This window comes from Hydrogenophaga pseudoflava NBRC 102511, from assembly GCF_001592285.1.
GTDB classification, from domain to species: Bacteria; Pseudomonadota; Gammaproteobacteria; order Burkholderiales; family Burkholderiaceae_C; genus Hydrogenophaga; species Hydrogenophaga pseudoflava.
Genome location: NZ_BCWQ01000002.1, coordinates 268,786 through 282,114, shown reverse-complemented (window position 1 = coordinate 282,114; position 13,329 = coordinate 268,786). Strand labels below are relative to the sequence as shown.

At 64.1% G+C, this 13,329-nt stretch carries 8 protein-coding genes and 5 tRNA genes; all 13 read left to right on the top strand.

What is annotated here, in order from left to right; all coding sequences use genetic code 11:
- Positions 1-156 precede the first annotated feature (156 nt).
- The 13 genes from HPS01S_RS04205 to HPS01S_RS04145 all read left to right on the top strand — a co-directional run bounded on the left by HPS01S_RS04205 (position 157) and on the right by HPS01S_RS04145 (position 13,317).
- On the top strand, positions 157-1,269 hold the full coding sequence (locus tag HPS01S_RS04205; protein WP_066151558.1) for an efflux RND transporter periplasmic adaptor subunit: 1,113 nt from the start codon (positions 157-159) through the stop codon (positions 1,267-1,269).
- An 8-nt stretch (positions 1,270-1,277) separates the two neighbouring features.
- A complete protein-coding gene (locus HPS01S_RS04200) occupies positions 1,278-4,433 on the top strand; it encodes an efflux RND transporter permease subunit (RefSeq protein WP_066151556.1) in 3,156 nt (1,051 codons plus the stop codon).
- A gap of 86 nt (positions 4,434-4,519) precedes the next feature.
- A tRNA-Leu gene (locus HPS01S_RS04195) sits at positions 4,520-4,606 on the top strand.
- Between the two features lie 68 nt (positions 4,607-4,674).
- Positions 4,675-5,985: a trigger factor gene (tig, locus tag HPS01S_RS04190; RefSeq protein WP_066151554.1), complete on the top strand. Its 1,311-nt coding sequence runs from the start codon at positions 4,675-4,677 to the stop codon at positions 5,983-5,985.
- A gap of 196 nt (positions 5,986-6,181) precedes the next feature.
- Positions 6,182-6,799, top strand: a complete 618-nt coding sequence (gene clpP / locus HPS01S_RS04185; RefSeq protein WP_066151552.1) for an ATP-dependent Clp endopeptidase proteolytic subunit ClpP — start codon at positions 6,182-6,184, stop codon at positions 6,797-6,799.
- Positions 6,800-6,948: 149 nt separating this feature from the next.
- The gene (gene clpX, locus HPS01S_RS04180) at positions 6,949-8,214 is read left to right on the top strand and encodes an ATP-dependent Clp protease ATP-binding subunit ClpX (RefSeq protein WP_066151550.1); all 1,266 of its coding nucleotides are present in this window, start codon (positions 6,949-6,951) and stop codon (positions 8,212-8,214) included.
- Between the two features lie 75 nt (positions 8,215-8,289).
- Entirely contained in the window at positions 8,290-10,722 is a 2,433-nt protein-coding gene (gene lon / locus HPS01S_RS04175) for an endopeptidase La (RefSeq protein ID WP_066151547.1), read from the top strand.
- Between the two features lie 86 nt (positions 10,723-10,808).
- A tRNA-Gly gene (locus tag HPS01S_RS04170) sits at positions 10,809-10,884 on the top strand.
- Between the two features lie 71 nt (positions 10,885-10,955).
- A tRNA-Cys gene (locus tag HPS01S_RS04165) sits at positions 10,956-11,029 on the top strand.
- A 17-nt stretch (positions 11,030-11,046) separates the two neighbouring features.
- Positions 11,047-11,122 (top strand) — tRNA-Gly (locus tag HPS01S_RS04160).
- A 134-nt stretch (positions 11,123-11,256) separates the two neighbouring features.
- A tRNA-Leu gene (locus HPS01S_RS04155) sits at positions 11,257-11,345 on the top strand.
- A 52-nt stretch (positions 11,346-11,397) separates the two neighbouring features.
- On the top strand, positions 11,398-12,021 hold the full coding sequence (locus HPS01S_RS04150) for a DUF6806 family protein (RefSeq protein ID WP_066151545.1): 624 nt from the start codon (positions 11,398-11,400) through the stop codon (positions 12,019-12,021).
- A gap of 3 nt (positions 12,022-12,024) precedes the next feature.
- A complete protein-coding gene (locus tag HPS01S_RS04145; protein ID WP_066151543.1) occupies positions 12,025-13,317 on the top strand; it encodes an MFS transporter in 1,293 nt (430 codons plus the stop codon).
- The last annotated feature ends 12 nt before the right edge of the window (positions 13,318-13,329 follow it).

The following is a 13,329-nucleotide window of genomic DNA, read 5'->3' as shown; positions in this document are numbered from 1 at the left end:
ACGGGGACGGGGCGGAGACAGGGTGTTGTGGCGGGCACAGTCGCCGGATTGTGCGTCTACACCAGAACGCCGATCGCGCTAGAATTGATTACTAACCGGTCAGTCATTAATATGACTGCCGATTCACTGCTTCTCCCAACGCTCTCCGCTTTTGCCATGAAGACACTGTTGCATGTCCCTGTCCTGGTGGTTGCCCTGTTGCTGGGCGCCTGTTCCCGTCCCGAAGTGCCCCAGGAACCGGTGCGGGCGGTGAAGCTGATGACGGTGTCCCGCGCGGCGGTGCAGTCCCAGAGCGGCTACGCGGGCGAGATCCGGGCACGCACCGAATCGCGCCTGGGCTTCCGCGTCGGCGGCAAGCTCGTGCAGCGGCCGGTGGAAGTGGGGCAGCGTGTGGTGCCGGGGCAGTTGCTGGCCCAGCTGGACGCGCGGGACCTGGCGCTCGTGGCCCAGGCCGCACAGGCCCAGATCGTCGCGGCGCAGACCCAGCGCGACCTGGCCGCCGCCGACTTCAAACGGTTCTCCGACCTGAAGGCACAGGGTTTCGTGAGCGGTGCCGAAATCGAACGCCGCCAGGCCGCCCTCGACGCGGCGGAGGCGGCGCTGCGCCAGGCCCGCGCCCAGGGCGCGGTGCAGGGCAACCAGGCCGGCTACGCCCGGCTGCTCGCCGATGGCCCAGGTGTGGTGCTGTCGGTGGAGGCCGAGGTGGGACAGGTGGTGGCCGCCGGAGCGCCGGTGGTCCGGCTGGCGCGCGATGGCGCGCGCGACGCCGTGATCGCAGTGCCGGAAGACCGGGTGGCGCGGCTGAAGGTCGGCCAGGCGGCCCAGGTGCGGCCGTGGACCTCGGGCCAGGTGTCGCCAGAGCCGCTGGCCGCCCAGGTGCGCGAGATCGCCGCCAGCGCCGACCCGCTGACGCGGACCTTCCAGGTCAAGCTCGGCCTGACCGCCGATGCGAGCGTGGCGCTGGGCAGCACCGTGTCGGTGGTGTTCGCCGACGACGCCACCGCCGCACCGGCCGTGTCCGCACCGGTGCGCCTGCCCACCAGCGCCCTGATCCAGGCGAACGGAGGGGGCAAGGACACAGCGGTCTGGGTATTCGACCCCGCCAGCAGCCGGGTGAACATGCGCCCTGTGGTGGTGTCGGGCGCCGAGGGCAACGAGATGCTGGTGGTGTCGGGCCTCAAGGAGGGCGAAGAAATCGTCGCGGCCGGTGTGCACGTGCTCTCGCCCGGCCAGCAGGTCACCCGCTTTGCCGCGGCCCAGAAACCCTGAGGTGGACGATGAGCCTGAGCCATCCCAACCCCTCCGACGCGCAGGACTCCTGGATCTCGCGCCTGAACCTGTCCCAGTGGGCGCTGGACCACCAGGCCTTCACCCGCTACCTCATGATCGTGCTGATGCTGCTGGGCATCGCGGCCTACTTCCAGCTCGGGCAGGACGAAGACCCGCCGTTCACCTTTCGTGCCATGGTGGTGCGCGCCTACTGGCCGGGCGCCACCGCGCAGGAAGTGTCTGAACAGGTCGCCGACCGCATCGAAAAGACGCTGCAGGAGGTGCCCTATGCCGACAAGATCCGCAGCTACTCCAAGCCGGGTGAGACCCTGATCCTGTTCCAGGTGCGCGACAACTCACCGGCGGCCGAGATTCAGCAGATCTGGTACACGGTGCGCAAGAAGGTCGGCGACATGCGGCCGACCTTGCCGCAGGGCGTGGTCGGGCCCTTCTTCAACGACGAGTTCGGCGACGTGTTCGGCGTCATCTACGCGCTGCAGGGCGAGGGCTTTTCTCCGGCCGAACGCAAGAGCGTGGCCGACGAGGTGCGCCAGAAGCTGCTGCGCGTGAAGGACGTGAACAAGGTCGAGCTGTTCGGCGTGCAGGACGAGAAGCTCTTCATCGAGATCTCGCACCAGCGGCTGGCCACCCTGGGGCTGGACATGCAGCAGGTGCTGGCGGCGCTGGGCCAGCAGAACGCGGTCGAGCCCGCCGGCACCGTGCAGGCGCCGCACGATGTGGTGCAGGTGCGCGTGGCCGGGGCCTTTGGATCGGTCGAGCAACTGAGGGCCATGCCGATCCGCGCCGCCAACGGCACGCAGCTGCGGCTGGGCGACATCGCGCAGATCCGCCTGGGTTACGCCGATCCGCCACAGGTCATGGTGCGCCACAACGGGCTGGACAGCATCGCACTGGGCATTTCCATGACCAAGGGCGGCGACATCATCGCACTGGGGAAGGCGCTGGAGACCGCACTGGCCGACATCCGCGGGCATCTGCCGGCGGGCATGGAACTGGTGCAGGTGCAGGACCAGCCCAGCGCCGTCAGCAGTTCGGTCAACGAGTTCGTCAAGGTGCTGATCGAAGCGGTGCTGATCGTGCTGGCGGTCAGCTTCGTGAGTCTGGGTCTGCACCGCCGCGAGGGCGGCACAGGCCTGCGCCGCTATGTGCTGGACGTGCGGCCCGGTCTGGTGGTGCTGATCACCATCCCGCTGGTGCTGGCGATCACCTTCCTGGCCATGCGCTACTGGAACATCGGCCTGCACAAGATCTCGCTGGGTTCGCTGATCATCGCGCTGGGGCTGCTGGTGGACGACGCGATCATCGCGGTCGAGATGATGGTGCGCAAGCTGGAAGAGGGTTATTCCATGATGAAGGCGGCCACCTTCACCTGGGACGCGACCGCGATGCCCATGCTCACCGGCACGCTGATCACGGCGGCAGGCTTCCTGCCGATCGGGCTGGCCAATTCAACCGTTGGCGAATACACCTTCGCGATCTTCGCGGTCACCGTGATCGCGCTGGTCATTTCGTGGGTGGTTGCCGTGATGTTCGTGCCGTACCTGGGCGTGCGGCTGCTCAAGGTCAAGGTCCACACCGGGCCGGCGCACGAGGTGTTCGACGGCCCGTTCTACGTGAAATTCCGGGCACTGGTGAACTGGTGCGTCGAGCACCGCTGGATCACCATTGGCCTGACCATCGCCACCTTCGTGCTGGGCATGGCCGGCATGGGCAAGGTGCAGCAGCAGTTTTTCCCCGACTCGGCCCGGCCCGAGGTGCTGGTCGACATCTGGCTGCCCGAGGGTGCCAGCATGACCGCGATGGACGAGGTGGCGCGGCGTGTCGAGACCCGGCTGGCCCGCGAGCCCGGCGTGCTGAGCGTCAGCACCTGGGTGGGTTCTGGCGTACCGCGCTTCTACCTGCCGCTGGACCAGATCTTCCCGCAGACCAATGTCTCCCAGATGATCCTGCTGCCGGAGGACCTCGCGGCCCGTGAGCGCATCCGCAAGGCGCTGCCCGAGCTGCTGGCCACCGAGTTTCCCGAGGTGCGCGGGCGGGTGAAGCTGCTGCCCAACGGCCCGCCGGTACCGTACCCGGTTCAATTCCGCGTGGTGGGTACCGACCCGGTGGTGCTGCGCGGGCTGGCCGACGAGATCAAGGGCCTGATGCGGGCCAGCCCCAGCATGCGTGGCGTCAACGACAACTGGAACGAGTCGGTGAAGGCGCTGCGTCTGGAGGTGGACCAGACCAAGGCGCGCGCGCTGGGCGTGTCCAGCCAGTCGATCGCCAATGCCACACGCACCATCCTGAGCGGCAGCACCGTCGGCCAGTACCGCGACGGCGACAAGCTGATCGACATCGTGCTGCGCCAGCCGCTGTCCGAGCGCGATGCGATCACCAGTCTGGAGAATGCCTACATCCCGACCGCCAGCGGCAGGAGCATCCCGCTGTCACAGATCGCGAAGCCGGTGTTCGGCTGGGAGCCGGGCGTGATGTGGCGCGAGAACCGCGACTACGCGATCACGGTGCAGGGCGACGTGGTCGAGGGTCTGCAGGGCGCCACCGTGACCGCCGAGCTGCTGCCGGCGCTGCGCCAGGCCGAGGCCGGCTGGCTGGCTAAAGGGCTGACTGGCTACCACGTGCAGGTGGCCGGTGCGGTGGAGGAGAGCAGCAAGGGCTCCTCGTCGATCGCAGCCGGCCTGCCCGTCATGCTGTTCATCACCTTCACATTGTTGATGCTGCAGCTGCAGAGCTTCAGCCGTTCGCTGCTGGTGTTCCTGACCGGGCCGCTGGGCTTGGCCGGGGTGGCGGGCGCGCTGCTGCTGCTCAACCGCCCGTTCGGCTTCGTCGCGCTGCTGGGCGTGATCGCCCTCATGGGCATGATCCAGCGCAACTCGGTGATCCTGATCGACCAGATCGAGCAGGACCGCGCCCGCGGCGTGCCGGCCTGGGACGCCATCGTCGAAGCCGCGGTGCGCCGCATGCGGCCCATCGTGCTCACCGCCGCGGCGGCGGTGCTGGCCATGATCCCGCTCTCGCGCAGTGTGTTCTGGGGGCCGATGGCGGTGGCCATCATGGGCGGACTGATCGTCGCGACCGTGCTCACGCTGCTGGCATTGCCGGCGATGTACGCCGCCTGGTTCCGGGTCCGGAAGGACGCCTGAGCACGGATACAATAGAAGGTTGCCGTCGGCGGCGCCCGTGCATCCAGGTGGTCGCCTGCGGCGCCTGTGGGCGCCGCGTGTCAGGCGCGCGGGTGGCGAAATTGGTAGACGCACCAGGTTTAGGTCCTGACGCCAGCAATGGTGTGGGGGTTCGAGTCCCCCCCCGCGCACCACAGCACCGACAGACAGATCCTCACCGGCCGGCCCCGCTGGTCGACCGCCTTCCTGATTGGAGATAACCATGACCGTGACCGTTGAAACCCTGGAGAAGCTGGAGCGCAAGATCACCCTGACGCTGCCGGCCGACGTGATCCAGAACGAAGTGGCCAAGCGCCTCAAGCGCCTGGCCCGCGATGTGAAGATGGACGGTTTCCGTCCGGGCAAGGTGCCCATGAACGTCGTGGCCCAGCGCTACGGCTATTCGGTGCACTACGAGGTCATGAACGACAAGGTCGGGGAGGCCTTTGCCAACGCCGCCGGCGAAGCCAAGCTGCGCGTGGCCGGCCAGCCCCAGATCACCGAGAAGGAAGGCGCCCCCGAAGGCCAGCTGACCTTCGACGCGGTGTTTGAGGTGTATCCCGACGTGAAGATCGGCGACCTGTCGACCGCCGAGATTGAAAAGGTCAGCACGGAAGTGAGCGACGCGGCCATCGACCGCACCCTGGACATCCTGCGCAAGCAGCGCCGCACCTTTGCCCAGCGCGCAGCCGACCAGGCGGCCGCCGACGGCGACCGCGTGACCATCGACTTCGCCGGCAAGATCGATGGCGAACCCTTCGAAGGCGGCAAGGCCGAAGGCTTCCAGTTCATCGTTGGCGACGGCCAGATGCTCAAGGAATTCGAAGACGCCGTGCGCGGCATGAAGTCGGGCGAGTCCAAGACCTTCCCGCTGCCGTTCCCGGCCGACTACCACGGCAAGGACGTGGCCGGCAAGACGGCGGACTTCCTCGTGACAGTCAACAAGATCGAAGCCGCTCACCTGCCCGAGGTGGACGAGGCACTGGCCAAGTCGCTGGGCATCGCCGACGGCACGGTCGAAGCCCTGCGCTCCGACATCAAGAAGAACCTGGAGCGCGAAGTCAAGTTCCGCGTCCAGGCCCGCAACAAGCAGGCTGTGATGGACGCCCTGGTGGCCAAGGCCGAGCTGGACCTGCCCAAGTCGGTGGTGCAGTCGGAAGTCGATCGGCTGGTGGAAGGCGCCCGCGCCGACCTCAAGCAGCGTGGCATCAAGGACGCCGACAAGGCCCCGATCCCCGCCGAGCTGTTCCAGGAGCAGGCCGAGCGCCGCGTGCGCCTGGGTCTGGTGGTGGCCGAGCTGGTGCGTGCGCACGAGCTGCATGCCAAGCCTGAGCAGATCAAGGCCCATATCGAAGAACTGGCTTCTTCCTACGAAAAGCCGGCCGATGTGGTGCGCTGGTACACCAGCGACAACCGCCGCATGGCAGAGGTCGAGGCGGTGGTGATCGAGAACAACGTCACCGAGTTCGTGCTGTCCAAGGCCAAGGTCACCGACAAGACCGTGGGCTTTGACGAGCTGATGGGCCAGGCCTGAGGGTCTGCGCGGCGCTCGTCGCCGTGACAGCGCATCGGAAGGGCGGAGTGATCCGCCCTTCTTGTTTTGGGCCACACCTTGTGTTTTGACGCGGGCACGCCATATGCAAGCCTTGGGCAAAACCGACGCCCGGATCGCGGCTTTGCCGGGTTGGTTACAGTAGTGACATTCACGCACTCACACATTGGAGAAACGCATGAGCGCAATGGACATTCAGGGTCTGGGCATGGTGCCCATGGTGATCGAGCAGTCGGGCCGCGGCGAGCGCGCTTACGACATCTATTCGCGCCTGCTCAAGGAGCGCGTGATCTTCCTGGTGGGGCCGGTCAATGACCAGTCCGCCAACCTGGTGGTGGCGCAGCTGCTGTTCCTGGAGAGCGAGAACCCGGACAAGGACATTTCCTTCTACATCAACTCCCCGGGCGGCTCGGTCAGCGCCGGCATGGCGATCTTCGACACGATGAATTTCATCAAGCCCGATGTGTCGACGTTGTGTACCGGCATGGCCGCCAGCATGGGCGCCTTCCTGCTGGCCGCCGGCGCCAAGGGCAAGCGTTTCGCGTTGCCCAACTCCAAGATCATGATTCACCAGCCGCTGGGCGGTACCCAGGGCCAGGCCACCGAGATCGAGATCCACGCCCGCGAGATCCTCAAGACCCGCGAGCAGCTCAACAAGATCCTGGCCGAGCGCACCGGTCAGCCGCTGGACAAGATCGAGCGCGACACCGAGCGCGACTACTACCTGTCGGCCGCCGAGTCGGCCGAGTACGGACTGATCGACAAGGTGATCGACAAGCGCCCTGTGGCGGGTTGATTGGTTTCGCAGTCAAGACCATCATGGAAAAGAGGCCTTCTGACGGCGGATTTCGCCCTGAATGGGGTCCTTTTCCTTGGTTTCGGGCCCGGCGGGCTTGATCTATCATTGTTTCCAACTTTCCCACTAGGTAGTCCCACCTCCAGACCATGGCCGACAAAAAAGCCGCTTCCGGCGAAAAGGCACTCTATTGCTCGTTCTGCGGCAAAAGCCAGCATGAGGTGAAGAAGCTCATTGCGGGACCGTCGGTGTTCATCTGCGACGAATGTATCGACCTTTGCAACGACATCATTCGTGATGAACTTCCCGGCCTGGAATCGGTCAAGGCCGCGTCCGATGACCTGCCCACGCCGGCAGACCTCAAAAACAATCTCGACAGCTACGTGATCGGTCAGGAAGCTGCCAAGCGTGCCCTGGCGGTGGCGGTCTACAACCACTACAAGCGCCTGCGGCACAAGCAGTCCGCACGCAAGGACGACGTCGAGCTGGCCAAGAGCAACATCCTGCTGATAGGGCCCACTGGCTCTGGGAAGACACTGCTGGCCCAGACCATGGCGCGCATGCTCAATGTGCCGTTCGTCATGGCCGACGCCACCACGTTGACCGAGGCCGGCTATGTCGGCGAGGACGTCGAGAACATCGTTGCCAAACTGCTGCAGAGCTGCAACTACGACGTTGAGCGTGCGCAGCAAGGCATCGTCTACATCGACGAGATCGACAAGATCACGCGCAAATCGGACAACCCGTCGATCACCCGCGACGTGTCGGGTGAGGGGGTTCAGCAGGCACTGCTCAAGCTGGTCGAGGGCACCATGGCCAGCGTGCCGCCACAGGGTGGCCGCAAACACCCCAATCAGGATTTCCTGCAGGTCGACACCACCAACATCCTGTTCATCTGTGGCGGCGCGTTCGCAGGTCTCGAGAAGATCATCGAGAACCGCACCGAGGCGTCTGGCATGGGCTTTGGCGCGGTCGTCAGGAGCAAGCAGCAGCGCAGCCTGACAGAGGCCTTCAAGGACATCGAACCGGAAGACCTGATCAAGTTCGGATTGATTCCGGAGCTGGTGGGCCGGCTGCCGGTGATTGCCAGTCTGGCCGAGCTCAGCGAGGACGCGCTGGTCGAAATCCTCACCGAACCGAAGAACGCGGTGGTCAAGCAGTTTTCCCGGCTGTTAGCCATGGAAGGGGCCGATCTCGAAGTGCGACCCGCGGCGCTCAAGGCCATCGCCCGCAAGGCGCTGGCACGGAAGACGGGTGCCCGAGGCTTGCGTTCCATTCTGGAAAACGCGCTGATCGACACCATGTTCGAGTTACCGGGGATGAGCAATGTGGAAAAGGTGGTGGTCGACGAGTCCACCATCGAAGAAAACAAGCCCCCCCTGCTGGTGTACCGCGAGGCGGCCAAGCAGGCCTGATTGCGTGCGTCGAGAGGGCGAGAGCAAGCGGAGTGCGACACCCGCTTTCGCCCGTCAAACATCTAGAGGTCTGAAATGTCCGGACAAATCCCCCTGCCCAGCACGCCCGTAGACCTGCCACTGTTGCCTTTGCGCGATGTGGTGGTCTTTCCCCACATGGTGATTCCGCTGTTCGTCGGTCGCCCCAAGAGCATCAAAGCGCTGGAGGCGGCGATGGAGGCCGAGCGCCGAATCATGCTGGTGGCACAGAAAGCCGCCGCCAAGGACGAGCCATCCACGGACGACATGTTCGAGATGGGGTGCGTCGCCACCATTCTGCAGATGCTCAAGCTGCCCGACGGCACCGTCAAGGTGCTGGTGGAGGGGGTCCAGCGCGCCAAGGTGCTGTCGATCGTGGACGGTGAGAGCCACTTCGTAGCCCACGTCACGCCTATCGATCCGGCGCAGGAGCGCTCGGTGACACAGACCAATGAACTCGAAGCGCTGCGCCGCGCCGTGATGCAGCAGTTTGACCAGTACGTCAAACTGAACAAGAAGATTCCATCCGAGATCCTGACCTCGATCTCCAGCATCGACGATCCGGGGCGCCTGGCTGACACCATCGCCGCGCACCTGCCTCTGAAGCTGGAGTCCAAGCAGGTGGTGCTGGATCTCGATCCGATCAACAAGCGGCTTGAAAATCTGTTCGAGCAGCTCGAGCGCGAGGTCGACATCCTGAATGTCGACAAGAAGATCCGTGGTCGCGTCAAGCGCCAGATGGAGAAGAATCAGCGCGACTTCTACCTCAACGAGCAGGTCAAGGCGATCCAGAAGGAGCTTGGCGAAGGCGAAGAGGGCGCGGACATCGAGGAAATCGAGAAGAAGATCAAGGCCGCCAAGATGCCTGCCGAAGCGCGCAAGAAGGCCGAGGCCGAGTTCAAGAAACTCAAGCTGATGTCGCCCATGTCGGCCGAGGCCACGGTGGTGCGCAACTACATCGACGCGCTGGTGGCGCTGCCCTGGAGCAAGAAGACCAAGATCAAGCACGATCTGGCGTTTGCCGAGGGGGTCCTGAACGAAGACCACTATGGTCTGGAGAAGGTCAAGGACCGGATTCTTGAGTACCTCGCGGTGCAGCAGCGCGTGGACAAGGTCAAGGCTCCTATTCTGTGTTTGGTCGGTCCTCCGGGCGTGGGCAAGACATCGCTCGGGCAGTCGGTGGCCAAGGCCACCGGGCGCAAGTACGTGCGCATGGCGCTGGGCGGCATGCGCGACGAGGCGGAGATCCGCGGGCATCGTCGCACCTACATCGGCGCCATGCCTGGCAAGGTGCTGCAGAGCCTGTCCAAGGTCGGTACCCGCAATCCGCTGTTCTTGCTGGACGAAATCGACAAGCTGGGAACCGACTTCCGGGGCGACCCGTCGTCGGCACTGCTGGAGGTGCTCGACCCCGAGCAGAACCACACCTTCGGTGACCATTACGTCGAGGTGGACTTCGATCTGTCGGACGTGATGTTCGTGGCGACGTCCAACTCGATGAATATCCCGCCGGCCCTGCTGGACCGCATGGAGGTGATCCGTCTTTCTGGCTACACGGAAGACGAAAAAACCAACATTGCCATGCGCTATCTGCTGCCCAAGCAGGTGAAGAACAACGGCATTCGCGATGGCGAGCTGGAGGTCAAGGAAGAGGCGGTGCGGGACATCGTGCGCTACTACACCCGCGAGGCTGGTGTGCGTTCGCTGGAGCGGGAGCTCTCCAAGATCTGCCGCAAGGTGGTCAAGGGTTTGCTGCTCAAGAAATACACCCCCACGGTGGTGGTCGACGCCGACAACCTGAGCGACTTCCTGGGGGTGCGCAAGTACACGTATGGCCGGGTCGAGCAACAGAACCAGGTCGGGCAGGTGGTGGGCCTTGCGTGGACCGAAGTGGGCGGTGACCTGCTGACCATCGAGGTCGCCATCATGCCTGGCAAGGGCGGCACCATCCGCACCGGCTCTCTGGGTGATGTGATGAAGGAGTCTGTAGAGGCTGCGCGCACCGTGGTTCGAAGCCGTGCCCGACAGCTGGGCATCAAGGATGAGCAGTTCGACAAGCGCGACATTCACATCCATGTTCCGGATGGCGCCACGCCGAAGGACGGCCCGAGCGCGGGGGCGGCCATGACCACCGCCCTGGTATCTGCACTCACAGGCATACCGGTCCGGGCAGATGTCGCGATGACGGGTGAGATCACCCTTCGGGGCGAGGTCACGGCCATTGGTGGCCTGAAGGAGAAGATGCTGGCTGCGCTCCGTGGTGGCATCAAGACGGTCATCATTCCCGAAGAGAATGTCAAGGACCTTGCCGAGATACCCGACAACGTCAAGCAAGGGCTTGAGATCGTTCCGGTCAAATGGATCGACAAGGTGCTGTCCATTGCCCTGGAGCGCCAGCCGGTGCCCTTGACCGATGAAGAGGTGGCAGCTCAAGTGGCCGCTGCCGCGGGTAGTGCCCCTGCACCGGCACCTGGAGCAGTCAAACACTGAGCAAAAAAAGTGTGGGCCTTGAAAAAGGCTCGTTTTTTGCGCTAGAATTTCAGCTTCTGACGAATTTCACCAAACGTCAGAAACATGCGGGAATAGCTCAGTTGGTAGAGCGCAACCTTGCCAAGGTTGAGGTCGCGAGTTCGAACCTCGTTTCCCGCTCCAGTTTGAAAAAGGGAAGCCCGGCTTCCCTTTTTTGTCGGTTGCATCAACGCGATCTTCGCGTCGGTGAATCGGGCGCGATAGCAAAGCGGTTATGCAACGGATTGCAAATCCGTCTAGTCCGGTTCGACTCCGGATCGCGCCTCCAGTCACACTGGAATTTTTGCGGGAATAGCTCAGTTGGTAGAGCGCAACCTTGCCAAGGTTGAGGTCGCGAGTTCGAACCTCGTTTCCCGCTCCATTCATCAAAAAACGGGAAGCAACGCTTCCCGTTTTTTCTTTGGTTCGATGCTGTCCGCCAGACGTGCGTAGGCGCTGCCTCTCGGCTCGCTGCAGTGGTCCCTGGGATGAACCTGCGACAATGCCTCGCAGTCCGCCTCGATGGTGAAATTGGTAGACACAGCGGACTTAAAATCCGCCGACCCTAACCGGTCGTACCGGTTCGATTCCGGTTCGAGGCACCACGCCCACCGCCCGACTATGCGTGGGGCGCTTTCGCCGCTACAGTGAGTTTCCATGACCCGATACAACGCGCCTTTTGAAATCCATGTGCATGGGGACGTTCCTCTGCGCGAGGATGTGGCCTACGCCCAGATTCAGGACGCGCTCAAGCCCCTTTGGCAGTATGCGGGTGCCCGTTCCCTGGCTGCTGCTGCCGAAAGTGCCTATGAGGACGAGCCGGGTATCCGATTTGACGCACAAGAGCATGTGCTGCAGATGTGCTGGACAGTCCCCGGTGATGACGACTTCCGGCAGGTGATCGAAGAGGCCTGCATGGGCCTGAATGAAATCGCCTCCGCCGGAGCCCCGATCGAGGTGTCTTTCTACGACACCGAGTTCGACGAAGAAGAGGCGCCCGAAGACGAAGAGGCGCGTGACGACTTCATGATGTGCTTTGTGGGGCCAACCCCGGCAGCGATCATGCAGGTCCAGCGCGATCTGCTGGTGCAGGACGTGGTCCATATCATGGAGCGGCATTTCGATGCATCGGAGCTCAACGATGTGGTGGCCTCGATTGACCGCCTGTTCAACCAGCGTTTTGATGCCCTGGTGAACTCGATGCAGCTGGGGCGTCCTCCCCGTGGCCACGGTGGATCATCGGGGCATGGGGGAGGCCGCAAGCCGCGCCATCTTCACTGACGCATGTCGCAGACGGCCGCCGGAGCCCTGAACCCTGGCGTGCGAAAGCGCGAGGTGTTTGCATGGGCCATGTACGACTTCGCCAACTCCGGATACACAACGGTCGTTCTCACGGCCGTTTTTTCTGCCTATTTCGTGGGTGCCGTGGCCGGCAGTGCTCCTTGGGCTACATTCGCCTGGACGGCGAGCCTGAGCCTCTCCTACGCCATCGTGATGCTCACCATGCCTATGGTGGGGGCTTGGGCCGACCGTCATGGTGCCAAGAAGCGTTTGCTGGCTGTCAGCACCGTGGGGTGCGTCGTGTCGACGATGGGGTTGTCACAAGTGGGGCCGGGGGATGTTGCCTTGGGTGTTGTCCTTATCGTGCTGTCCAATGTGTTCTTCTCGTGGGGAGAGTCGTTGAGCGCGGCCTTCCTCCCCGAACTGGCGCGTCCGGAGGCCTTGGGGCGGGTCAGTGGTTGGGGCTGGAGTTTTGGTTACCTCGGCGGCATGCTGGCGCTGGGATTGAGCCTGGTGGTGGTGATCCAGTCGCAGGCGGCCGGTGAGCCGGCGACGCAGTTCGTTCCCATGACCATGTGGATCACCGCGGGCGTGTTTTCGATTTCATCCTTGTGCACGTTTGCCTGGTTGCGAGAGCGCGCGCCCCGTCGTTCCGGCGGTGGACTGGGGCAGGCTTGGTCGCAGTTGCTGACCACTTACCGCAGATCCCGCCGATACCGCGACTTCATGTGGCTGCTGGGCTGTGCGGTGGCCTACCAGGGCGGTGTGGCCGTCACGATCGCGCTGGCCGCCATCTATGCGGAGCAGGTCATCGGTTTCGTTCAGCAGGAAACCATGGTGCTGATCTTCGTGCTGAACATTGCCGCCGCGGTGGGGGCGTTTGTCTTTGGTCATTGGCAGGACCGGATCGGCCACAAGCGCGCGCTGAGCGTGACGTTGCTGGGCTGGGTGACAACCTGCGTGATCGCTGCCCTCACGACGACCAAAGGGGGATTCTGGTACGCAGCGGCCATCGCCGGTCTGTGTATGGGGTCCAGCCAGTCGGCAGGGCGGGCGCTGGCGGGGTTGTTTGCGCCCGCGGCTCAGCTGGCGGAGTTCTACGGTCTGTGGACCTTTGCCACACGACTTGCCAGCATCATCGGGCCGTTGACCTATGGCCTCATCGCCTGGGGTACAGGCGGCAATCAGCGGCTGGCGATCGCCTCCACGGCAGTCCTGTTCGTGACCGGATGGCTGTTGTTGCAGCGGGTGGATGTCGAGCGCGGTCGACGGGCTGCGTTGGCGGCGGAAGCCTGAGTCCAGGCTCGG